Origin of the sequence: Cohnella boryungensis (assembly GCF_042651945.1) — a bacterium.
In the GTDB taxonomy this organism is placed as follows: domain Bacteria; phylum Bacillota; class Bacilli; order Paenibacillales; family Paenibacillaceae; genus Cohnella; species Cohnella boryungensis.
Genome location: NZ_JBHSED010000065.1, coordinates 30732 through 54844, shown reverse-complemented (window position 1 = coordinate 54844; position 24113 = coordinate 30732). Strand labels below are relative to the sequence as shown.

At 56.2% G+C, this 24113-nt stretch carries 19 protein-coding genes; 5 read left to right on the top strand and 14 right to left on the bottom strand.

Features of this window, described 5'->3' with window-relative positions:
• Positions 1-167 precede the first annotated feature (167 nt).
• Together ACFO1S_RS23965 and ACFO1S_RS23960 are read left to right on the top strand one after the other, a co-directional pair.
• Complete coding sequence (locus tag ACFO1S_RS23965; protein ID WP_204602522.1) at positions 168-854, top strand: response regulator transcription factor; 687 nt, start codon at positions 168-170, stop codon at positions 852-854.
• Positions 851-2368, top strand: a complete 1518-nt coding sequence (locus ACFO1S_RS23960) for a sensor histidine kinase (protein WP_204602523.1) — start codon at positions 851-853, stop codon at positions 2366-2368. The genes ACFO1S_RS23965 and ACFO1S_RS23960 overlap by 4 nt, the downstream gene beginning before the upstream one ends.
• Here ACFO1S_RS23960 and ACFO1S_RS23955 read toward each other — a convergent pair.
• The 4 genes from ACFO1S_RS23955 to ACFO1S_RS23940 form a co-directional block, all read right to left on the bottom strand.
• Complete coding sequence (locus tag ACFO1S_RS23955) at positions 2336-3136, bottom strand: hypothetical protein (RefSeq protein ID WP_204602524.1); 801 nt, start codon at positions 3134-3136, stop codon at positions 2336-2338. The two genes, ACFO1S_RS23960 and ACFO1S_RS23955, sit on opposite strands and share 33 nt — an antisense overlap.
• A gap of 150 nt (positions 3137-3286) precedes the next feature.
• Positions 3287-5236 carry a stalk domain-containing protein gene (locus tag ACFO1S_RS23950; RefSeq protein WP_204602525.1) on the bottom strand — a complete coding sequence of 650 codons (1950 nt, stop codon included), beginning with the start codon at positions 5234-5236 and terminating at the stop codon, positions 3287-3289.
• 163 nt (positions 5237-5399) lie between these two features.
• Complete coding sequence (locus ACFO1S_RS23945; protein ID WP_204602526.1) at positions 5400-5837, bottom strand: GNAT family N-acetyltransferase; 438 nt, start codon at positions 5835-5837, stop codon at positions 5400-5402.
• A gap of 154 nt (positions 5838-5991) precedes the next feature.
• A complete protein-coding gene (locus ACFO1S_RS23940) occupies positions 5992-6531 on the bottom strand; it encodes a hypothetical protein (RefSeq protein ID WP_204602527.1) in 540 nt (179 codons plus the stop codon).
• Between the two features lie 91 nt (positions 6532-6622).
• Between ACFO1S_RS23940 and ACFO1S_RS23935 the strand changes: the two genes are divergently transcribed.
• The gene (locus ACFO1S_RS23935; RefSeq protein WP_204602528.1) at positions 6623-7228 is read left to right on the top strand and encodes a TetR/AcrR family transcriptional regulator; all 606 of its coding nucleotides are present in this window, start codon (positions 6623-6625) and stop codon (positions 7226-7228) included.
• Between the two features lie 10 nt (positions 7229-7238).
• On the opposite strand, the gene ACFO1S_RS23930 is transcribed toward ACFO1S_RS23935, so the two are convergent.
• The 4 genes from ACFO1S_RS23930 to ACFO1S_RS23915 form a co-directional block, all read right to left on the bottom strand.
• Positions 7239-8246, bottom strand: a complete 1008-nt coding sequence (locus tag ACFO1S_RS23930) for a CobW family GTP-binding protein (protein WP_204602529.1) — start codon at positions 8244-8246, stop codon at positions 7239-7241.
• Between the two features lie 92 nt (positions 8247-8338).
• Positions 8339-9250 carry an aldo/keto reductase gene (locus ACFO1S_RS23925; protein ID WP_204602530.1) on the bottom strand — a complete coding sequence of 304 codons (912 nt, stop codon included), beginning with the start codon at positions 9248-9250 and terminating at the stop codon, positions 8339-8341.
• Between the two features lie 51 nt (positions 9251-9301).
• The gene (locus tag ACFO1S_RS23920) at positions 9302-11266 is read right to left on the bottom strand and encodes a tetratricopeptide repeat protein (protein ID WP_204602531.1); all 1965 of its coding nucleotides are present in this window, start codon (positions 11264-11266) and stop codon (positions 9302-9304) included.
• 60 nt (positions 11267-11326) lie between these two features.
• Positions 11327-11851: an ADP-heptose synthase gene (locus ACFO1S_RS23915; protein WP_204602532.1), complete on the bottom strand. Its 525-nt coding sequence runs from the start codon at positions 11849-11851 to the stop codon at positions 11327-11329.
• 159 nt (positions 11852-12010) lie between these two features.
• Here ACFO1S_RS23915 and ACFO1S_RS23910 point away from each other — a divergent pair, with 159 nt between their 5' ends.
• Positions 12011-12529 (top strand): hypothetical protein, encoded by a 519-nt coding sequence (locus ACFO1S_RS23910; RefSeq protein ID WP_204602533.1) that lies wholly within the window; start codon positions 12011-12013, stop codon positions 12527-12529.
• 45 nt (positions 12530-12574) lie between these two features.
• On the top strand, positions 12575-13543 hold the full coding sequence (locus ACFO1S_RS23905) for a serine hydrolase domain-containing protein (RefSeq protein WP_204602534.1): 969 nt from the start codon (positions 12575-12577) through the stop codon (positions 13541-13543).
• A 96-nt stretch (positions 13544-13639) separates the two neighbouring features.
• Here the strand turns inward: ACFO1S_RS23905 and ACFO1S_RS23900 are convergent, their stop codons facing one another.
• The 6 genes from ACFO1S_RS23900 to ACFO1S_RS23875 all read right to left on the bottom strand — a co-directional run bounded on the left by ACFO1S_RS23900 (position 13640) and on the right by ACFO1S_RS23875 (position 24106).
• Complete coding sequence (locus ACFO1S_RS23900) at positions 13640-13948, bottom strand: hypothetical protein (protein WP_204602535.1); 309 nt, start codon at positions 13946-13948, stop codon at positions 13640-13642.
• A 20-nt stretch (positions 13949-13968) separates the two neighbouring features.
• Positions 13969-16278: a thiamine pyrophosphate-dependent enzyme gene (locus tag ACFO1S_RS23895; RefSeq protein ID WP_204602536.1), complete on the bottom strand. Its 2310-nt coding sequence runs from the start codon at positions 16276-16278 to the stop codon at positions 13969-13971.
• A gap of 59 nt (positions 16279-16337) precedes the next feature.
• Entirely contained in the window at positions 16338-17342 is a 1005-nt protein-coding gene (locus ACFO1S_RS23890; protein ID WP_204602537.1) for a 2-oxoacid:acceptor oxidoreductase family protein, read from the bottom strand.
• Positions 17343-17473: 131 nt separating this feature from the next.
• Positions 17474-18391: a polysaccharide deacetylase family protein gene (locus ACFO1S_RS23885; protein ID WP_204602538.1), complete on the bottom strand. Its 918-nt coding sequence runs from the start codon at positions 18389-18391 to the stop codon at positions 17474-17476.
• Between the two features lie 836 nt (positions 18392-19227).
• Positions 19228-22407, bottom strand: a complete 3180-nt coding sequence (locus ACFO1S_RS23880; protein ID WP_378127707.1) for a glycosyl hydrolase — start codon at positions 22405-22407, stop codon at positions 19228-19230.
• Between the two features lie 103 nt (positions 22408-22510).
• Complete coding sequence (locus tag ACFO1S_RS23875; RefSeq protein ID WP_204602541.1) at positions 22511-24106, bottom strand: hypothetical protein; 1596 nt, start codon at positions 24104-24106, stop codon at positions 22511-22513.
• Between the last annotated feature and the right edge of the window lie 7 nt (positions 24107-24113).

Here is a 24113-nt window from a genome sequence, read left to right as displayed (position 1 = left end):
TTATCTCTTCTCATTGCTTATTATGGAAAGCGAACCTTAGATCAGGATGAGCGCAGGCTGAAAAAAAACTGAACGCGTTTTCAGCTTTCTTTCAGTTTTTTCTCAGCCATCGTTAAGATAGATCACGCATAATTGAAGATCATGTACACATTTCTGGAGGGTGGCCAATGGCTCAATTGGGCAAAGGAATCAAAATCCTGCTCGTCGATGACGAACCGAATATTATTCAATTTCTGGAGCTCGGGCTGCTTAACGAGGGATTTCAGGTAGCTTCGGCAACAGACGGACCGGAAGCCTTGCACATCGCCGAGAGCTTTCTTCCGCATGTCGTCATTCTCGACATCATGATGCCGGGAATGGACGGCTTTGAAGTATGCCGGGCGATGAAGGACGCGCGCCCTGTCGCCGTCATTATGCTAACGGCCAAGGAAGAGGTCGAGGATCGGGTCAGAGGGCTGACGCTTGGCGCAGACGACTATATGTCCAAGCCGTTCAGCTTCGGCGAGTTGCTGGCGCGCATACATGCAAGAATTCGCAATCAATTTCCCCAGCTCATGGAGAAAGTGTCGATTGGCCCCTTCTCGATTGATGCGGGCAACAAGGAGCTTAGCTATGAGGATCGCATTCTCGATCTGTCTCCGACGGAATTCGAGCTGCTGAAGCACCTCGTTCTGAACCATCGGCAGGTGCTCAGCAAAAGCGCTATTCTCGATCAGGTATGGGGATACGATTTCGGCGGGGAGGAGAACATCGTCGAGGTGTACATCCGCTCTCTTCGCGACAAGCTTAACGATCGCGAGCGCCGGATTATCAGAACGATGCGAGGCGTAGGCTATCGGGTGGACATCCGATGAACGGGGGACTATCGAAGCTGGCCAAGGCCCGCTATTTCCTGTTCCCCCGTTCCCTGAGATATCAATTGCTTTCCCGCTTGCTGATCATTCTCGCGGGGTTGCTTCTCGTTATCGGCTTGTTTCAATACGTCTTCATGGAGAGATTCATATACCAGAATCGGGCAACGAGCATTCAGCGGCAGATTCAATCCGTGCCTGGAGACATGTGGGAGAGATTCCATTCGGAACAGCGCCGCGGGCCGGCCAACGCATTTATTTTCTTCCCGTCCTCTTCCGTCGCTTTCATTGACAACGAAGGCGCTTTTACCGTGCTGACCACGAACGGCTCCGATTCGGAAAATACTGTGCCCCGCCTGAGTTCGGAAGTCTACAAGGAAGCCGATCAGCGCTCGCGGCGCGACAAGCCTCTGCTGCGTGTGGTCAAGGGCGGCAACGGAGAGCAGCTTGTCGTCCTCCAAGCCGTCTACTCCCCGCGCGGCAAGAGCGGAGTTGTACAAGTCAGCATGAGCGCCAAGCCGCTCAAGTCGGAGCTTTACCGGCAGCTGCTCCTCTATCTTGCGCTGGCCTGCGCCGCGCTGTTCGCGGCGTTGCTGCTGTTCCTGCCCGCCATTCGCAGAACGTTGACTCCGCTTTATCGAATGGTAGCAGCTGTCGAGCGAATTGATTCCGGTAAGCTCAATGAACGTCTCCCGACTCCAGTGGGGCCGTTGGAAATCGATCGACTCTCCAATTCCTTCAACCTGATGCTGGAACGGCTGGAAGCCTCGTTTCGAGAGGAGCAGCAAAGCAAGGAACGCATGCGCCGCTTCGTATCGGACGCTTCGCACGAGCTGCGGACTCCGCTTACGTCGATCCACGGCTTTCTTGAAGTGCTGCTGCGCGGAGCGGCAACGGATTCTCATCAGCTGGAGAAGGCGCTACAAAGCATGCACGGGGAGTCGACGCGAATCAACAAGCTGGTGCAGGACCTGCTGCAGCTTGCGAAAGCCGACAGCTCCCCGGAGGCTCTTCGCGTGCCGAGCGATCCGGCAGCTCTCGTTCAGGAGATGGAGCCTCAATTGCGAGTGCTGGCCGGCGATCGAACAATCGTGCTCGATCTTCGCGCCGGGACAACCGTCGAACTGGATCCTCACAAGTTCCGCCAGATCGTGTTGAATCTATATCAAAATGCGGTTCAGCATACGGATTCGCTGGGGGGCGTCATTCGCCTCTCCGTACTTCCAATGGCCGGCGGCATCGAATTGACGGTTCAGGACAACGGACCGGGAATTTCCCCGGAGCACCTTCCGAGAATATTCGAGCGCTTCTATCGGGTCGATTCCTCCCGTAACCGCAAGCAAGGCGGCGCAGGTCTCGGTCTGGCAATTACCCATTCGCTGGTCGAGCTTCTCGGAGGCTCGATAACGGCAAACAGCCTTCCCGGGGAAGGCTGCAGCTTTAGCGTATCCTTTCCCGCCGTCGACACGAACGCTTCGAATACGTCAGCGAGCCATACATTGGATTCCTTCGAATAGAGTTGCCATATAATAGTGCCTATCGTCAACGTCCACATCGGTCACCTGACAGCCGACCTTCAGTGCGATCAAGGAAATGCGGTTGCCGATCATGCTCACCCGATACAAACCTCTGTCCGTGCAGGCGAACACTTCCCGTCCTCTCGACGCGATGGAGAAAATAAAATTGTTGGCTATGCGATATCGATCAAAACCGCCTTTGCGATTGCCGCACAACAGTTCGCCGTGCTCCGTAGCTCCGATAATGGTGCCGCGATGCACGGCCAGGCTTGTAATGGACGTATCGAGCTTGAAGTTCATCCAGCTTGTCGTCATTCGATCCAGAATCGATACGCCTTCATTCGTCGCCAACACTACATATTGAGGCAAATACAAAAAATCATATACGGTAACGTCCGAGCGCATCATCAGCCGCCATTCCGAGCCCTCCGTGTACCACAGACCGCACACCGTCGCCGCCAGACCGACCGCTCCATACTCCTTATATTGATAGCAGCCGATCGACAGATCGGCCGCTTTCCACTGTCCATCCATGATCAGATAGAGTCCCTTGTTAGAGCATGCGTATAGTTGTTCATCGTACACCTGAAGCCGGTTGATATGCGTTTGCTCCGACAGACCCTCGCTCATCTCGATCCACTCTTCCGAGCGCTCTCTTTTGTAAACGATGCCTTTGCCGAGCGGGGCGGCTACCAATTCAGATTCCGATAATCGCTTGACTGAAGAAAAATGGAAGGAAAGCCCTCCAGGATTTGCCGATGTGTGCATCGTAGGATGTGCAGCTCCTTTCGCCAACTCCCCTTAGTCTAAGTGATAATGATTATCAGTGTCAATATTTTGGCGCATAAACTTCTATTAGGACAGAAAAAAGCCGTTCAGACGCTGCTGTGAGCGCCAAACGGCTTCTTTTCTTATCATCTAGTGGGTCGGCATCGGCATAAATAACAGATTGATCGGCAGCATGCTGCCGTTGGCCGGGGTAAACGTAATCGTAACCTGTTCCTCGCTGTCCCCTGTCTTATACAGCATCCCTACTTCGTTCGGATTGCGCAGAATGCTGTTGTTGGTCGTATACACGACTCTTCCGTTAACCGTGAAGGCCCCCGCGTAGTGTCCTCCTCTCGGATTGACGACAATGGCGGTATGCGGCTGAACCTTGCCCAGTTGAATCGTGTACACAACGCCGTAGTTGCCCGCATTCAACACCGGAATGCCCGTTGTCTTGTCAATGCCCGACAGTCTTGTATCGACGATATTGTCGGCAAGAACCATGCGGCTCTTCACGTCCCCGATCGTCTGATTCACGTACATGATCCGATTGGCGTTCTCGAACGTTCCGCGAATATGACGGTCGTTGCTTGGCAATAATGGCGCATATGGCAAGTAGCTCATGACTTCTCTGTTCGAATCGGCTACGACCACCTTGAAGTCCAGATTGCCGCTTAGCTGTACGTCCGCGAACATGGAATACACTTCTCCGGGTTTAACGGCTTTCTCGCTGTACTCAGGGAAGAGCAACCGGCTTTCTCCCGAAGGCACCTGCAAATAGGAGTATTTGGGAGCGAGCAGCGACTCCAGGAATCTGCCGGTGACCGCGCGTCCTACTGTGGATACGAATGCATTCGGCCCGCCAATACCCTTCGCCCCCATCCGTACGGTAACCGGCTCGGGATTGGAGTTCGTGACGATGACATAGATTTTGACCGGATTGGAGCGTCCGTTCAGATTGTGCAGTAGAAACCGGACGTTGCCCGATACGTTATCTTCATAGTAGATGCCTTCTTCCAGCATCGTCTCGGGGCTATTGGCCCGAATCAGCGTCTGGGCGCGGTCGTTGATGAAATAGTTCATCATCGGGTATTGCAGAACGGACGGACCGCTAATCTCGAATTTCTCTCCGATGTCCGTATACAGCAGATTGAATTCCTCCTGCGTATACAACGTTTCGTCCGTGATGGTTATCGTCTTGGAAATCTCGCTCACCTCTCCGTGAGCGTCGGTGACGGTAAGCGTTACGGTCTGCTGGCCGGGCTCGAAAAATCCGCGGGCGTTGTTCTTCCAGACGCGGCTCTCAATGCGGTCCTCGTCGTCGGTACTCTGATCTGTATAAGTGATCAACTCGCCCATTCTGTACGTATCCTTGTCTGTAGCGAAGGAAGCGACAGGCGGCTGATTCGGCGCTTTAACGGTGATAACGACCGTATAAGGCTCGCTCCAAGTGCCGTTCGCATCCTTGACCCAGCGGCTTACGAAGTAAGTTCCCGGCTGTTCGAAGATGTCATATTTGTTCTCCCAGCGTTCCTCGACGATGGCCAGTCCGCTCGGATGGTATGCCTGATCGGTATATTTGACCACCGTCTGCTGAGCATAAGGATTTATGTCCGACACCGTGAATTTCGCAACTGGCGCCGTAGACCAGGTCAATTCAACCGTTTTTCCTTTTGCTTGAGCCTTCATCGTTATACCGAAGCTCTGAGCGGCCAGGCGGACGGGAATCATTAACGAGCCCTTCAGCACGTAGGGGGCCCCCGTCATATTCTTGGTGGAGCCGTTAAGAGAATAAGAGGACTTTCCGGCCTGCATGCGCAGGACATTATCTCCGCTTTTCAGCGTGTATTGCTTGTTCTTGGAATCATACACAACGGTGCCATAGATTTCGTTCATAAACGATTTCGCCGCAACATAAGTAACTCCCTTTACTGCTGTAAGCGGCTGCGAAGCCAGGACGGAGTTGCCATTGTGGAGCATTTCTTTGGAGTCTTGCGTGAGAATAAGAGTTTCCTGGCCGCCTTCTGCCGCGTGTGCAGGAAGCTGAATCGTGAGCATCATGAGTGCGGAAAGCAGTAAAAGCATAAATCTTCTTTTCATAACGTGCTCCTTCTGAATTTCTAGTCATAAGCGTTTCGTCGCGCTTTAATCATAGTTATGTACGTCATAAACGTACAAAGGTTGCTTGAATTCACAAGATTGTTTCAAATTCCGTTTCCTTGTCCTGCGTCCTTGATTTGCAGCCTCGTCGCCCTGCAGCCGTCTACAGGCTTTTGCGCATGCGTACATGCAAAATGCCGGCATCAAGGAACGGCTCCTTAGACTCCGTCATGTAGCCTTGCTTCTGATAGAAAGTCTCGGCAGCACACTGAGCGTCCAGCAATGCGTAACGATAGCCTGCTTTCCGCGCATCCTCTTCCATCCTTTCCATCAGCAATTGACCGATGCCCGTGCCCCGATAAGGCTTGAGCACGGCAATACGCTGCATCTTCGCCACGCCCTCCCCGTAATCCGTTATTCTTCCTGTCGCAATCGGTAGTCCCTCCGATCGAATGAGGAAATGCCGGCAGGACGTTGGAGAGGCATCGTACTCATCGATTTCGATATGCTCGGGCACGCCTTGCTCTTTGACGAACACCTCAAACCGGATCTCGAAAGCCTGCTTCAATTGCTCGTCGTTCTCCACACGTATAAATTCCATATCCTCGCTTCTCCCTTTCGTCCTTTGTTCCCTGCCCGCTCGGCTGAACGGCGGAACCCCATTAGCCCAGCATACCCTGCTCCGATACGGCCCGGCAACCTATTTTGCAGTCCTCCACAACTTTCCAATCCGCCAAAAAGCGAAGAGCGACATCCTAGAAGGACGCGCTCTTCGCTTTTCTTGGAAATAGCGTATAGCTGAAGCTGATCAGAAAATCAATTCCGAGAACGAGCGACCAGGTGCGGATGACCTGTTCCAGCTTCTCCGTATCGCTGTCGTCTCCAATCCATTTGATCATTCCGTACAGGATCGCACAGCCGATACCCCAGCCGATCAGATGAAGCAGCCATCCCTGCCTCTCGTGTCGGGCATGCTGCTTGCCGTACAGCTTCTCTGGAGCGGGTCCGTTCGCGAACCAATGGGCGAATCGCACGTCGGCCCAGCGGATCATCCGGTGCCCGAACGCGACGGAGGCTCCAATGTACACCGCAGCGATTCCATGCATGATAGTCGCGTTCGCTCCGCTCTGCAGATCCATCGCCGTGGCTGCAAGGAGGATGAGGTCAACAACAGGTGTGCAAAGCAGCAATATAGCCCCTAGCCGCTTCTTGCGCGCGACATACCTCATAGCCAATCCCGCTGCCACGAAGACCCAGAAACCGATCTCGCAGCCGATAATTAATGCGGTAATCATCGCTCCACTCCCGAATAAGCACAGCTGTATTAAAAAACTAAAGCTATTATAGCACAGTTGTACTAGAAATCAATCGTGATATAATGAAAGCATGCCTAAAATCATCGATCACCAACAACGCAAAGATCAGATTGCGGAGGCCGCTTGGCGGATCATTCGCAGTCAGGGGTTGGAGAGCGTATCGGTTCGCAATGTCGCAGAGGAGGCCGGGCTTTCCGTCGGCTCGCTCCGGCATGATTTCGAAACGCAGTCCGAGCTGATCGTATACGCCATGACGCTTCTCTCCTCGCGCGTGCACGAGCGCATCGCCAACCTCAGCTACGCCGGGAGTCCTCGTAACCATATCGAGACGATTATCGCGGAGCTGCTGCCTCTGGACGACGTGCGCACCGCCGAAGCCGAGATCTGGTTCGCCTATGCGGGCAAAGCGCTGACCGATCCCGCCATACGTCAGATTAGCCAGCAGACGCACGAAGAGCTCTATGTCGGGTTCCGCAAGATGATCGGATTGCTCGTTCGGGAGAATCTGACGCGGAAGGATCTCGATCAGGAGGCCGAGACGCGCAGGCTCCATGCCCTTGTGGACGGCCTCGTTCTTCACGCCTTGACTTCTCCAGACAAATCGAACCCGCAGGACATGGTCAGACTTGTCTCCCTGCACCTGGACGAATTGATCGTGCGGGGAAGCGGCTCATAAGCCTAATCGACTAGACTTCGGTTAATTGCTCCAATTCCCGGAGCAATGCCTGCTTGGAAAAGCCTTCCCCGATGAACACGACGACATCATAGACGGTCTTCTGAGGCGTAATGCGCAAGTAGTCGCTTTCCCGGTATGCGTATTGAAACAAGAACCGGCTTGCCGTATCCCGGAATGTCACGATGCCCTTCGCTCTGTATACGTCCTCCGGCAATCGGCTTACGAGCGCTTCGAAAGCGTGGCTGTCCACCGGTCCGGGCAGATAATAGGTTAACGCATGAACATGATCGTGGGAGGCCCCCTTTCCATGATGCTCCTGATGCTCGTGCTGATGCTCGTGAGCATGATCCAACTCGCAGTCAGAAGAACAGGTTCTGGAGTCAGACCGCGATAGGTCCGACGCACTGACATGATTTAACCGATAAATTTCCTCCAGATCGACCTGTGTTCTTACCGTGGAAACCTTAACGGCGTTAGGACTCCATACCTCAAGCAGGCTCTGCAGTTCATCCAGCTCCGTAGCTCCGACCAGATCGGTCTTGTTTAAGACGACAAGATCCGCCGCCGAGATCTGCTCTCTCATGAGCTTGTAAGTCTTGCCTGCGCCCACTCTGATTCGATCCAGCAGATGGCGGGCATCGGCTACGGCGATAACTCCCTTGAGCTCAAGTCTCTCGTACATGGAGGCTTCCGTGACGGAATCCAAAATTTCAAGAGGTCGGGCGATGCCCGTCGTTTCAATCCAGATCGCATCGGGCCGATGCTCGCGGGCCAGCTTGGACAGCTCCATGCCCAGATCGGCGCGGATGGTGCAGCAGATGCACCCGCCAAGCATTTCCGCCATGGGGACATCCTGCTCCAGCAGACCTCCCTCGACGTTGGCATCCCCGACCTCGTTCATCAGCAGGGCGATTTTGCGATGCCCGGACGCGGCCTCCTCCAATACCCGATTAAGCAGCGTCGTCTTGCCGCTGCCGAGAAATCCGGTCAGAACATATACGGGAACGATCTTATCCATAGGTGAGTAAGCTCCTTTGCTGAATCGTTAGCCTATAGCGAAGCCTCTCCGGCTTCATCGTCGGAGAGGCTTCCTGTTGCGTGCGGATCAGATCAGTCGTCCTGCGGGTGTCCCGCCTTCACCAGCTCAACCGCAGCCGCATTGGCGGCAACCTGCTCGGGGTCCTTGCAGCCGGGAATGACGCAGGTCACGACAGGATTGTTCAAGCACCAAGCCAGAGCCCACGCCGCCATATCCGTGCCGGCCGGCACCTCGTCCCTGCGAATGGCTTCCGCTTCCTCCATCTGGCGCTCCAGCTGCGCGGCGTCTCTTCTCGACCGCACATCGTCCGCAGCGAAGGCCGATCCGGGCTTATACTTCCCGCTCAGCATGCCGCTGGCCAGCGGCACCCGCGCCAGTACCCCCAGGTTCTGCTCCGCGCAGGACGGAAAAACCTCCCGCTCCGGCTTGCGGTCCAGCCGATTGTAGACGACCTGGATCGTCTTCGCATTGACGGCCGAGGCGCGGGAAGTCTGATGCAGGTTCTCGTTGGAGCCGATAGAAATGCCCAAATGACGGATTTTCCCCGCCTGCACTTGACGATTCAATATCTCCCAGAGCTCGTCGTTGTCGAAGGCCGCATCGGGTCCCGAGTGAAATTGATACAAATCCACGTAATCCGTCTTCAGCGCCTTGAGCGAAAGCTCTAGCTGGCGGACGACATCCTGGGGATCGTAGACGTCGGTGCGATCGAAGTTGCGATGAAAGTGATGGCCGAACTTGGTGGCCACGATCCAATCGTTCCGCCGCCCTTGTATCGCCTTGCCGATCAATTCCTCGGACAGGTGATCGCCATAGCATTCCGCCGTATCGATCAGGTTGATGCCCAGCTCCTGCGCGCGGTTCAGAATGGCATCCGCTTCCTGCTGAGCATATGCTCTGCCCCATTCGCCGCCGAATTGCCATGTGCCGACCCCGACGACGGATACCTTTAATCCCGTTTTCCCAAGCGTTCTATATTTCATAAGCCACTCCTTCGACTGTACGTCCTGATTTGTCTTGCGCATTCTTGCCGCCTACGACAGGTAACGCGTACTTCCATAGGAATTAAGGTACTGCTCCTTCGCCCGTTCTCTCATCTCGTCGTCGAAGCCCCTCACCTCGTCCAGCAGCTCGAAGCGGTCTCCAACATGCCCCTCCGCTTCCGTATAGAGCAGCCATTGGGCCAAGTCATCCGTGGCGCGTGTCCGATCGAAGAAATGATGATACCAGAGCGAGGCTCTCTCCAAATAGGCTTGGGCGTCAAAGGGATTTAACGCAATCACCTTCGTGAACGCGCCGACGGCATCGTCATGACGGTCCAGTTGATTATACACAAGCCCGAGGTTGTAATATCCTTGAGAATCGTCCGGCACGAGCCCGACATAGCTCAACAAGTCCGTTAAGGCCCCTTCGAGATCGTCCAGCCGATAGTGGATCAGTCCCCGCAGCCAGATCAATCGGGGATGGGTTCCCGTCAATTGCAGGCCTCGATTACAATCCTCCAGCGCCTCCGCCATTCGTTCATTCGCGAACCGGCAGCGCGCCCGTCGATCGTAGATTTGCGGATTGTCCGGCTCCAGCGCCAAAGCCCGGGAGTATTCGCTGTCTGCAAGCTTCCAGTTGCCTATCCCCATGTACAGCTCGCCCAGCGCGTAAGCCGTCTTGCTCTGCTTCAACAAGCCCTCATCCAGCTTGATCGCCTCCTGGATGTCCATCAGGGCTTCCTCGTAGCGGTCTTCCATGAAGCGGGAATAGCTGCGCCGCATATAGAAGTCGGCGGATTCCTCCAACTGCAAAGCCTGGGAGTAAGCGTCGTCGGCTTCTCCGTAACGATCGACGTCAATCAGGATTTCGGCCCGCTGCTTCCAATTGAGCGGATCGTCGGGCTCAAGCCCTGTCAATTGCTCGCTTTCCTTCAGAGCTTCCTCGTTGCGCCCGGCATCCCGGTACGCATCCGTCAACCAGAAGCGGATGATCGGATGCTCCGGGAAGCGAAGCTTGGCTTCCTGCAGCACCTGCACCGTCTCCTCCAGCCGCTCCTCCGACCGGTAAAGCGCGCTTAGCTCCATATAAGCCGGCAGCCAGAGCGGGTTGGACTCCATAAGCTGCGTCAGCACGCTTGCGGCCTCTTCCGGACGCTGAACCCGCCTTAGCAGATTGCCCTTGCGAAGCTGCAGCTCGGCGGCGTTCGGATAGCCTTCCAGCGCCGACTCGATCGCAACCAACGCTTCGTCGATGTCCCCCGTAGCTTCGTGGAGCTTGGACTTGAAGAGAAGGAAGTCGAACTCCTCCTCCGCCGTTTGAATGAAGGTGGCGATCGCTGCTGGAGAATATTTCGTTCTTTCCTTGTAGTTCGCCGCGCCTCGAGCTTCTTGGCCTCGCCACTGCCGCTGCAAGGAAATGCCCGTGGACAATTCGTCCAGCGCCTCGTCAAGCCGCCGCAGCCGTTCCAGCGCTTGCGACAAACGGAAATAATAATGCGGAATCGCCTTTGCGCTTTCCGACGCGGCGCTTCGGTAGCAAGCCTCCGCTTCCTCGAATTGTCCAACCTTCATATAGACGTTGCCCAGCTCGTAATAGGTCGAGGCCTTGGAATCCTCCCGGCGCTTGAGCACTTCCTTGAAGTCGCTGATCGCTTGCTCATATTCGCTGCGATTATTGTGAGAGATCGCTCTCGTATACCAGTATAGATACGGTCTGGAGTCGAGCTCGATTGCCGCGTTCAAATCGGCGATCGCTTCCTCTTCCTGCCCCAGCTCGTTGTAGATATGGGCTCGTCTTTCATAAGCATGCGCATTTCCCGTCTGCTCCAGCAGGTTCGTCAACACTTCGATCGCCTGCGCGGACCGCCCGCATTCATGAAGCATTCCCGCATAATCTACCCGCTCTGCGGGGGACATTCGCTTCGTGCCCCACCGCTCGTGCCAGCGAATCGATTGCTGCAGCTTCTGCTGCTTTCGCAGCTTCTTGGCCATCCAGCGGGCAAATGAATATAGCAAAGGCATCCGCCTCCCTCCGACTTGACGCAAAAGCTGCCGAGCTCCCCCGGCAGCTTTCCTTTATTCCTTGTATTCTTCGGCAGGCAACGCATCTTCCTCGACGGCATAGTCGAAGTCGTCGATGTCGAATAGTTGAACGGGAACGCCGTTCTGCACAACCTTATCCTGAAACTCGATCTGATCGGTCAGAATCGGGCATTGCACCTTCAGGGCGAGCAGAATGATTTCCGTCTCGATCGGGTCGAACGTTTCTCCGTACTGCATGTTCTCCGCCGCATTTACGATGACAAGCGATACATTCTCGTTGATCGGCAGAGGCGGGCTTTCTCTCCATGGCGCCATCAATGCGCGTTCGATCTTCTTTTTATTAAACGAATCTTCGAAGTAAGTAATCATTTCTCCGATTTTCTTTTTGACGTACGAATCGTCCTCCGACTCCGGCATGACCGGCTCGGGGCTGTCCTTCATATCATAAAGCTCCATAACCGACGTATACGGAATCCTGTACTCGACAGGACGCTTCGGCAGAAGCAGCTGACCGTATATGGCGATCATGACGGCCTCGATGACAAAACGCCGACTCATCTTTGCAGTTCCCTCCCAATAAAGCTACCCGCAGCTTGCGAATTGTTTTTCATTATATCACAAGCGTCTGAGACTGTCGCCGTTCTTTGAATGCCCGCCGGAGTGGGGTATAATAATTCAAGTGGTTTTCCAAATTATTGCTGATAAGGAGATGCCGTGATGTCTCATCCGCTTTATCATCAGTATATGCTCGCCGAGTCGGAGGAACTGGAGCAAACGTGCAGCGCGGAGATCGAAGACGGCGGATATTTTGCCTTCTACGGCTGGCTGGATGGATTTCGCGAGGGATTGAAAACCTACGAGGACGACGCCGTTCCGATGTATCGCCGCAAGCTGGCCCGAGCCCGACAGCTCTTCCCCGACCCTGCGCGATTCAGTCCGTCCTGGAGTGCGATATGGGATGAATTCGATCTGATCTTCGCCCGCAAGAATGAAGTGCTCGCCGCGATTCCCGCCGACAGGCGCGCCGGGGAATGGCAGATCGTGCTGGACAATCCGTATTCGCACCAGCAGGTTGTGTGCTATCCGGCGCTGGCTTTTCTGGAGGCGGCCTATCTGTACGGGTACTTCCAACGGGAGCTGAAGCCCAACGAGGTGCTTCGTCTGCAGAAGGTGACCGAGCTGCTGTCCGTCCAAGGCAATAAAGCAGACTCCCTGCTGCCGGAAGCCTATAGTTAACATCCTTAAATATAACATTCCATTCTTGCCGAATCAGGAGTCATTATGAGCAATCTCATGGAGCCTAAGAGCCTTGATCCCGTTCTTCTCGCAAGGGATATCGGACAAACGAAAATCGACTATTGCGAGATTCTGCATGAAGGCAGCAGTCTTTTCCGCCATGTGCGCGGCCCTTCTTCCTCGGAAAAGCTGCACAGGTTCAATTCGATTACAAAAAGCGTATTGTCGCTGTTGATCGGAATCGCGCTGGAGCGAGGGGAGCTCCCCGGCCTTCACGATCCGATCGAAACCTATTTCCCCAAGCTCGACTTGTCGGGCAAACGCGAGGTCACGCTGGAGCATCTGCTGACGATGACGCCGGGCTGGGATTGGCCGGAGATGGGAGCTTGGGGCGGACTGCCGACTCCGATGACCGACAGTCCGGACTGGGTTCGCTACGTCCTCTCCCGTCCCATGAAGCACAAGCCGGGAAAACGGATGTGCTACGATTCCGGAAGCTCTCATCTGCTGAGCGCGATTTTGCAGACAACGACCGGTCTGTCCTCTGCAGAGTATGCCCGTCGCTACCTGTTCGAGCCAATCGGCATTGAGCGCTTTCGCTGGAGCTCCGATGCCAACGGCATCGTCATCGGAGGGTTCGGACTGGAGCTGGTGCCGCCCGATCTTGCCAAGCTGGGGCAGCTTATGCTGAATCGGGGCCTCTGGCAGGGAAGGAGAATCGTCTCCGAATACTGGATTGCTGCCAGCACAAGCGCCCGCTACCACACTTACGATCACATCGGCTCCTACGGTTATCATTGGTGGGTATTACCGCAGGACGAAGAGTCCGATCGCCCGGCCGTCTATTTTGCGATGGGTTACGGCGGACAATACTTGTTCATCGTTCCCCGGCTTGAGCTCATTGTCGTCTTCGCAAGCACGTTGTACAAACGAACCTTTTTCCCATATCGATTGTTCAAGAAGTGGCTGAATCTCGAAGAGGACAAGCCAAGCGCTCTTCTCCCTAAACGCTGAGGAATCTGAGGGGAACGAAGCTCTGCGAAGACAATATTTAATCTCGATCCGACTGCATTAAAAAGCGAGGTGCAGATAAGCTCTGCACCTCGCCGTTCAGCTATCCGGAGCCGAAGCCGCTCCAAGCTGTCCGTCCCGATAGTAGACGATGCGCCGCGGATCGTTGCGCAGCTTGACATTAGCCATTTTGGCTTCGTGCTCGGACAGTTCCACGATCGCCCATCCACCCCGTTCGCCGACCATGTCCGACGCTTCCGCACCGGATCTGGCGAGAGCCTTAGCCGTTTCCTGAAGCGGCGGCGCCTCCTCCCATAGAAGGATTCCGTAGTAATCCAGCTCATATCCGTTTGTCTGTCTGCACGCAAGCAGCGTTCCCGTAGCCGAATGCCTGAGCACGAATGGCACAGCCTCCCGCCTCCTTCAGCCTACAGATAAGGATTCTCGTGCTTGGCCTTCAGCCGGTTCCAGCGACGTTCGATTTCCACCTCGAAATCCTTCAGTGTCTCCGCATACTCGGGCTTGTTTAGATGCTTCGTCTTGCCCATCATCTTAAGCCAGTCGGCCACGGGGACGCGTTTCCCTTTCTCTTCGGGGTTGTAGGTGATTGTCGTCACTCCGCGCTCTACTTCATATAGCGGGAAGAAACAGCTGTTCACGGCATGATCGATAATGTCCGTGCCGTCCTTGTCCTCCGACAGCCAGTTGAGCGGACAGGTAATGAGAATCTTGCCGTAGACCAGCCCGACGTTCTGCGCGTACCATTGCGCTTTTGCGCCCTTGCGCACAAGATCCTGAGGGCTGGCCTCGCTTCCGGTAAAAACGTACGGGATATTCGTAGCGGCCATAATCTGGGCCGTGTCCTTGTGGTGGAACACCTTGCCGCCTTGGAACTTGCCCACATTGGACGTCGAGGTCCTGTGCCCCATCGGTGTCGAATAGGACAGCTGCGCTCCCGTATTCATGTAGCCTTCGTTATCGTATTCCAGAATGATCATCTTATGATTGCGCAGCGCCGCACCGATGGCAGGGCCCATGCCGATGTCCATTCCGCCGTCTCCCGTAATCATGACGAAGGTGAAATCGTCCTGGAGCCCGTATTGATCCAGTTCTCCCCGACGCTTCCGTTCGTGAAACATTTCTACAGCTCCCGACAGCGTCGCTGCTCCGTTCTGGAATAGATTGTGGATATAGGTGGCCTTGTGCGCCGAATAAGGGTATCCCGTCGTGACCACCATTGCGCAGCCTGTATGGAATAAGGCCACGATATCTCCTTCGATTCCCTTGAAAAACAGCTCCAGCCCCGAGAAAATGCCGCATCCCGGACATGCTCCGTGTCCCGGGGCGATCCGCTTCGGCTTCTTCGTCAAGGAACGCAGCGGCGGAATGCGCACGTTGATCTTGCCCGTCGCTTCGTCCGGCGTCACCGTAATGAGCCCGGTTTTCAGCTCCTCGTATTTCATCGGCTCCAGCACGCGCTTGGGCGCCTTGGCCGGGTCTCCCGCCGTAATGCCATGATAATCGAACGGCTTCTCCACATAGCCTTTGTTCATGGCGTCGATCGCGAATTCGAACAGCGCCAAGCCGTCCTCGGCGTAGAAATCTTTGCCCCCGAGCCCGTAAATCCGGCTGATGACCAGCGTCGAGGAATTGCCATGCTGTTGCAGCGCGGCACGGATTTCCAGCACCATGTTGCCGCCGTGGCCGCCGTAGGAGTCCGCACGGTCGCCCACAGTCACCGCCTTGACGTTCCGCAGGGCTTCGGCGATCGCCTTCGCCGGAAAAGGTCGGATGAGGTTCGGGGATATCGCTCCCGCCTTGACGCCTTGCGAGCGAAGCTGGTCGACTACGTCCTTAATGATCTCCGCCGAGGAATTCAGCAGGAATACGGCCACATCGGCGTCGTCCATCCGATACAATTCCAGAACCGGATACTCGCGTCCGGTCAGTTCGGCGTATTCCTCCTGGATGCGTTCGAACGCGGCCTCGGCGCGGTACATGGCCATGCTTTGCTGATAGCAGTTGTTGATATAGTCAGGCTCGTTCATATACGGTCCTACAGTAATTGGATTGTTGCGGTCAAGGATGTGATGGAACCCCTCCGGCGGCTTCTCGCCGACGAACCTCTGCACGTCTTCGCGGTGGGTGAACGTCATAACCCTCCGCTTCTGATGGCTTGTGAAATAGCCGTCCGACGCGACGATGACCGGCAATCGCACCTCCGGGTTTTCGGCCAGCTTCAGGGCGATAATGTTCATATCGTATACGGCTTGCGGATCGCGGCAAAGCACGATGGGCCAGCCTGTATTCAAAGCGTAATAAAGATCCGAGTGATCCCCGTGAATGTCCAGCGGACCCGATACGGAGCGGCACACAAGGTTCAATACCATCGGAAAACGCGTCCCGGACTGAACGGGCATCTGCTCCAGCATGTACAGGTAGCCGTTGGCGGAGGTGGCGTTAAAGACCCGTCCTCCCGCTGCCGACGCTCCGTAGCATACCCCGGCCGATCCGTGCTCTCCGTCAGCCGGAATGAGCACGATATCATGCTGCCCGTTCGCTTTCATCAGATCGAGAAACTGCGCTACCTCCGTCGAGGGCGAAATCGGGAAATATCCCATGATGTGATAGTTAATCTGGTGTGCGGCGTATGCGGCCATCTCGTTGCCTGATTCGTAGACGATCCGTTGCTCGACGGTCCCGTGCTTGACCGCTTCCTTGCGAATGTCGATCGACATATTCAGACTCCACCTTTCCTATCGGTTTCTCGTTGCGGGAATGCTTTGCGTTTTCTGTCTCATATGGCCAAATGAAACTTGTGGCTCACGCGGCGCTCGTCCGCGTACCCGTCTTCCTCCCGCTCGGAGGAGAGCGCCTCCGTCGGGCAGGCCTGCACGCACTTGAGGCAGCCCTTGCAATATTGATAATCGATTCCTTGCAGAAACATCTGCGGGCGTCCCTTCTTGTCCGCCTGCTCCTCCCATACGAAGCAGAAGTCGGGACACACGTTGTCGCAGGCGGCGCAATGAATACACTTGTCGTCTGCGAAATGCGGCAGCATCCCCGCGCGGGATATGCTGAGATCCTTCAGAACGCTGTTGCCCGGATTGGTGATGACGCCCCCCAGGGGCTGGGTATCGTAACCAAGCACCGGCGTGTCCATGCGTACGAAATCGGGCATGGTCTCCCCTTCCTCCAGCCCGTACGTCTGGAATTTCACCTCATCGTAGCCGCGCTGGAACGTGTTCAGCGCGGGCTGAACGGCACCCGGGTATTTCTTCTCCAGCGACTTGCGAATGACCCCTCTCATGAATTCGGCGTCGAGGAAATCGCAGAGTCGGAACAAGCCTCCGAGCATGGCCATATTGACCCGGTTATTCTCCTCCATGGAGATGCCCGTGGCGTCGACGACGGCGATGATGCCGGCCTTCAGCTTAAGCTGATTCTTGAGCTGCTCCGGCGACTTGCGGGAGTTGACAAGCACAATGCTATCCTCGTGCATGCCCGAAATGACATTTACCGTCTTCGACAAGTTCTCGTGAAAAACCCCGATGACGTGCGGCCGTTCCACAGGCGAAGTATCCCGGATGCGTGTGTTCATATCGCAGAACCGAATGTGGGCTTTTACGGCGGAGCCTTTCTTCTCCGATCCGTAGGAGCTGAAGCTAACACCGTTGAGTCCGGCTCCCATAACCCCGGCCTCCGCCAGCATCTTCCCCGCCAGATTGGCGCCCAGCCCGCCGATGGATTCCAGCCGAATTTCAAAAAAACCGAGCTCGTTGACTTTAGGCAGCATCACCATGTCTTTCTGCAATCCCCTTTCGCTTGAAGTGAAGGAACATTCAGAAAATTGACAATATACAAACAATAAATAATTCGCGATTTGCAGCGAAAATCCTTCCCGAATTGCGGACATCTGCCAAAAATTGCACGCTATGCGGATAAGCTCGCCTGCAGGAGCTGAAGCTCTCTCCAACCGATCAGCTCGATGCTCTCTTCGGCCAGAACCGTCCGAACGTCAACGTCCCGCCAGAAGGCAAGCTCCATTTCCCGTTTGTCCGGATGGCCGTGGAAAGACCGCAGCTCCGCCGTCGCCCGGGCCGGATGGGCGATCCACTCCGTTACTCCGGGAAGCAGGGACCGGAGCAAGCCGATCCCTTCGCTCTTGACAGCCTCATACCGATCTCCGTCCCTCATTCGGTATTCCGGACCGAGCACATAATCGGGAAGAACGATTCCCCGATCGTCCGCCTGGCGGACTCTGAGCTTCGCGCGCTCAAGCAATTCGGAAGGGATCGATCTGCCGCCGACCGGGAGAAGCCTGCGCGGCAGCCGGAAAGGCAGGCCGTACTTCGCGCAAATGTCGAAGACGATGGGCAGCAGGTCTTTGCCGGTGTAGAAGCCGTACAGGCTTCCCATGTGGTTATCCGCATGGGTCGGCGACAGACCGGAACGGATGGCGGCGTCCGTCTGCGCAATCAGCTCGCAGCGCACCTCTTCGGGGTCGGCCGTTCGCTCGATCTCGGCGACCGTCTCAGGGAACCATCCTCCGGCTGCGGTTAACGTGCTTGTCGGCCTGCTCCGGCATACCGGGCCCCACTTGAAGGCCGGCCATTCGCTCGTCAGCGTCCAGTGAATGCCGATTCCCGCATGGGGTACGGAGATCCGGAAGCGGGCAATCGCATCGTCTGACCAGGCGGAGCACATCATGATCGTCGTTGAACGAATCGCGCCTTCCTTCAGCAGCTCGACGACCGTCTCGTTCACGCTGCGACAAAGCCCGAAATCGTCGGCATTGACGATCAGCAGCTTCTGTTCCTTGCCGTATCCCAATCGCTGAGCCGTATTCACCCTCCATCGCCTCCCTGTTCTTACTATATGTTCATACCGCCTGCCTTTGCCCTCCCTTCGGGAAATCGTCCCCAAGATTGCCACCGCGTCGCATAATGAACGCATTTAACCAGGTAAAAAAACTACGGCTGACCAATTAACGCACTTACTCTATTTTCGATGTTTTTCAGATACAATGTCGGGTTTCTACGAAAACTCCGTCGTTTGACTCCTTCCAACAGCCGGCCGTTCCATCGTTTTCTTTCTTGATCAAACCACTTCGTAGAATGTAATCGTTCCAGCTGCGGCGGCCTGTCATTCGACGGTGTTTGGTCTTGGTCTGACGAAAGAAACGTTCCTTTTTAGGAGAATAAGCCCTTTTTTAGCCAACTGGTAAGGGGCATCCGGCCACGTCGTTTCCATGGCTAGTCGAATAGAATGCTGGCCGTCGCTCACTAAGCCAATGACAGGAAAGCCCAATTCCTTCACTGGCCCAAGAAGCGACTGGAGTTCGCTGGAAGATCCGCTTTTCAGATTTTTGGCAGCCCAAAACAAGTCCGCTGAATACCTCACGGACGACGTAAAGCGTCTCGTTTCCCTTTTCAGGCTGAATGCCGTCCATGGACAGCATAATCCCTTTGTTCGTCAAACCGTTCGAAGAAAGCCTGCTGTTACGGTGCGGAATCTGGCGTCAATATGGGCGTTGGAGCATTACTCCCCGATCACCCTATTGTTCCCGATCGTCACCATCGTCTGCTGTCTGGTTCTTATCGCCGTTGTCACGCATAGAAGGCTCTCCCTCCGCCGAAGGGCGGAGGAAGACGGCCCGGGATGAGCCGCCAGCTCCCTTATTGCTTTTACCGTGAAGCCCCAAGAGACGTTGAACTTACCGTCAGCCGGGCCTGCCCCCCGATCCCCGAGGGAATCACGTTCTTGCTATATATATTATCCAAGGTGTTGGCGACCTGAAGCTCGATTCGGTTCCTGCCGGGAACGATCCATGGCGTTACGTCCCAACGGTACGGAGGCCATAATCGGACGCCGGCATCCTTGCCGTTCACCCTTAACCGCGCCGTCTCCCGAACCTCCTCAACCTCCAGTTCAACGGAGATCTCCCGGCCGCCGCTTCCTCCCGCAGCAGGCTCCGGCTGCCATTCGAAGGTTTGGCTATACACGCCCTTCCCCGACAGATAAGGATATCCTCTATCCGTCCAGTAGCCCGAAAGACGAGCGGCCGGGACCGTCAGCGCTTCATCGTCCGTCACCGAGAAGTCGCCCGTCAGGAAAGCGGGAAAGGCAAAGTTGGGCATCGGTTCAAGCAGAGAGAAGATCAAAATTTCAATCGTATTGTCCCCGCCTCGGAGAAGAGCGGAAATCTCCGCCCAACGATAGAAACGATCCTGCCATTGCGCCGGCTCAAGCGCGGGAAGCCTCTCCCCGTTCACGAATATCTCCACGCTGCGGCGGCGCGACAGAAATCCGATATGCGATTGGATCTCCTGCTTCAGGTCGTCAAGCACCAAATAGACGCCGCGCTTCCGTTCGCGGGGCTTTGCCTGCCCGCGTTCGATCCCCGTCTGCGCTTCGATCCATTCGTCCCGGACTTGAATCGTCTTTCGGAAGGTGTTGACCTGACCGGGCATTCGGACCGGCATTCTGGCCTGACGGTCGTTCATCGTCACCTCCCAGCGATCCAAAATCAGCGCGTTGCCGTCCTCCGGCTCGAAGCTCCACTCCGGGGAAAGGTCGATTGTTCGCAAGCTGCTCTGCCGGTATCCGGAAGCCGGCTCTTGCGGCGCTTCCTCGAATGTCTGAGCCACGATTCGCAATTGCCCCGGAGCCAGCTCGAATTGCAGCAGCTCTTGCTCGTTCAGCGAGCGAATCCGCCCCGTTTCCAGCTCCCATTCCTGCAGCCCTTCACCAGATGGCGAACGATATTGAAGCCGACCGGGGAGGTCCGACCAATTCAAAATCCACGTAAACAGCCGGTCTGCCATCCGCTTGCCCGTAATGACGACCTGCTCCGCGCTTGACGGGGGGACGATCCACGGCTTGGCCGGATCCTCGTCCTCGAGTCGACGGCGCAGCTCCTCGCACAGTCCCGCGGTATCGTCGCCGCGAAGCTGCTCGGATGTCATAAAGAGCGTTCGACCGTCTCCGTACGCATGCCAGCCTCCCTCGCCGACGGTGCTCGGAAACAAGGAATCGATCTCCTGCGCCAGCTCGGGATCGTTCGCGACGAACGTACTGTGAACGGGAAGCTCCTCCAGCGCGATCAGCAGCCCTCCCGATCGGACAAAGGCGTTCAGCTTCCGTGCCGTATCCAGCCCCATGACCTTCATGGCCGGTAGCATCACAATCGGAAATTCGCCCTCGCAGTTCGGGAAAGTCAGCCCCGCCTCCGAGGCCGTCCCTTCTTCGATCTGACATTCGTCGGCATACTCGAAATCCAGCCGGTTGCGAATCAGCCTGTCCGAGAGATAAGAGAACAATTCGTCCGCACGCAGGCTCTTGAAGGCCTTTCCGTCCCGGAACATCTCCTGGTACACGGTGTGGATCGGCGACAACAGCAGAATTTTCGATACGGATTTGCCCAGGCTGCCGAGCATGCACAGTCGGCCGGTATAGTCGGCGAAGCTTCGATAATGATCCCAATGCGGAGCATGATAGAACTCGGTTTGCGGAAAATCGGTTTTGCGGTACCCCTCGAACGAATAATAGAAGGCATGGGGAATGAATAAATTGACGCCCAGGAATGCCATAAAATTGGCGTCCATCCGTCTATCCCGCATCGAATACCCGTGGTCGCTCGCTCCGAACGCCTCGCACACCACTCGCCGCTTGCCCTCCAGACGAGCTACGGAAGAAGCGCATTTCACGGACAGGATGCGGTAAGGATTTTCTTTCGTCCCTATCCCCTTCGTTAAGTAATCCACGCCCGGATAGTGGAATTGCTGCAGCACCCTCGTCTGGTTCCCTTGAGAGCGCGCCTGTCCCCAAAGCGGCTCCTCCAACGTATGGCCGATGTAGGCCAGCCCCCGCGTCTCGCACCATCGGCTCAGCGTGCCGTGATAAGCGTCGACGTACCATCGCGTCAATGCGCCGTAGTAATGCTCCCGCACGGTATGGCTGACCTCGTCAAGCTCGTAGAGAAGAGCGCCTAACAACGGACGAAGCGAATAGCCTTCTTCCGCTTCGAACCTGGAGAGCATATTCCGCGTCCAGCCCAGAACGTATCCCGGCAGGTTATCGTTCAACGTTCGGACGGAAGTCCGGATGGCTTCCGTGCCGAAGAAGCCGTCATGAATCATCAAGCCCGGCTCGTCGGTGAAGACGCCCTGGATCGTGCGGCCGAAATGCTCCCGCAGTTCAAGAAACGGCTCGTAACCGACGTTAACGAAGGCATGCACCGCCTCGGGATTCATCGTATCCAGATAGTATCCCGCTCCGAAGGTGACCTTCTCGGCAATCTCGCACTCCCAGCAAGCCAAGATCACATACTTTCCGGACTGAGGCGGCGTCCAGTCCTGCGACCGCAAGTGCGTGATCTCATAGGGCTCCTTCGCCAGAACGACCCGCTCGCCTTCCTCCCGCAGCACGCGGTAAGCGAGAATCGCGATCAGCTCGTTATTTTCCTCGTCCCGAAAATCGAGCCGTACCTTCTCTGCGCCCTCGTGCCGCCTCTCCTCCAGACGCAGATAGCGCATCCGATACTCCGGATGCCGCCTCGTCAGCTTACCGCCGAAGGTGCCGCTCGGCCAATTGTCTTCATCGTACAGCCATACGACCATGTCCCGCTTCTTGCACTCCTCCGCGCAGAAGGCCAGCATATCCAAGTATTCTCGCGACATATACTCCGCGCTCTTGCCATGCCTCGAATGGAGCACGACTCCGCCGACGCCCTGCCGTTTCATCTCCTCGAGCTGCCACGCCAGCTCATCCTTTTTGTAATCGTGATTCAGGAACCAGAACGGCTGCGGCCTGTATTCCGGAGAAGGATCGGAGAACTCTCGTTTCATGCCTTCGAACAAGCTCACGTTAACACTCCCTTCAGTCCGTGCGACGGACATGGATGACCAAAGCGAACAACGAGACAGCCGGCTCGTTCGCACGTTCCGGTGTCTCGTGTCCCGCTTATTATCAGCTCAATCTCAACTTCAGTTCACTGCCCGCAGCGCGAAGCTCGATCCCGTTGCCGGCGCCTCGCGCCCCTCCGGTCAAGAGAATCGGCGGCCACGCCCCCTCCGTTCCGATCCGGTACGGATGGCCGTTGAACGCGTACGCGATGCCTGCCTGCTCCAGCTTCACCTCCGGCAGCTCGGGAGTATCGCCCCAGAGGAGACGGAGTCCCCAGTCCGGCCAGTCGGCGGCAAAGCCCACGCCCTGCTCCGAGCAGCGAATATGAAGCGTACGCTCGTCTTCCAGATGGATGCGAAGGGCGAGCTCGCCGTCCGTCGATTCGTCCGTGTCGATAGCTCTCACCGCGATCGGCAGCTCTCTTCCTTCCTTATCGAACGCGACCGGACGAATGCCCGCGGATACGCGCTCGTCGCTCCAACGGGCGCTGTCCACGACGGGCAGCGTATCGTAATGGCTGTTCCGGTCCGGACATACGTCCTGCAAGTACCTCTCTTCATAGTTCTCGTCGAATAGATGAATGTCTCGAATCGAGAGCTCGCCGCCGTTATTCAGCAGATTCATTCGGTAAAACCGGTTGTTGTACCATACGGATTGACGCCCTTCGTTCCGCCAATCCGAGAGTGCGCAGATGGAAGCGGCCGGAGTTACCGGATACTGCCGCCTGAACCATCTGCCCGACTCCGCCAACGTCTGGACGGTCAGCGCCCCCTCCGCCTGCTTGGCGGCGAGCAGTTCCACCTGATCGATTAAGCCATCCTTCATTAGCGCCCAACCGAACGAGTTTTCTTGTCCGACCTGCGCGTAGCCGAAGGACACTTGCTCGGAGCGGAAATTGACGTCGAAAAACCATCTGACCCACTCCGGGATGCCGCCTCCGCCTTCTTCGCCCGAATAGACCGGCTCCAGCGTAATGACGCTCTGTCCGTTTCCGCCGAGCTTGGCGTCGTATTGGTAGATCGGATCGCTGCCCAGCATGCGGAACACGGGAACCGGGATTTGCCCTTCCGCCGTCTGCGCGGGCATGAACCCGTTCCTCCGACTGGGGTAGTAGGCTTGATTATAGTAGCCTCCCCAAAGCGTATAGCCGTCCGTTCCCCATTGATCCTTGCAGTTGCAGGAAGCGACAATCCGATAGTTGTCCCACAAATAGCCGAGCAAATGCGCGTCCAGGAACCAGGAGCCGACCGATTGCGGATAATGACCGAACGCTTGCCGGAAGTCCTCCATCAGCACATCCGCCATCCGTTCTCTCTCCTGCGGCGCGTAGCCGACGGAGAAGGCGATATGGGCGTGCCAATCCCAGGCGAATCGGCCTCTCCACGGAATGCCGGCCTTCTCCGCCAAAGGCTGAACGACTTCAAACCATACGCCGATCTCCTGGGAAGCATTCGCTTCCCGATGAAGCAGATCGGTAAAGGCCGGTTGAATCAACGCGTCGTATTGCAGCAACCACGTCGCCCGCAAGCCATGCTTCTGAACCAGCGCCAGCTGCTCCTTCACCGGCTCGAGCAGGTCGATCGGCTCTCTCGGTTCTACGCCGCGAATAAAATTAATGATATTGACATGATTCGGTGCGACCGTTGACGTTGAATTCAAGATTTCA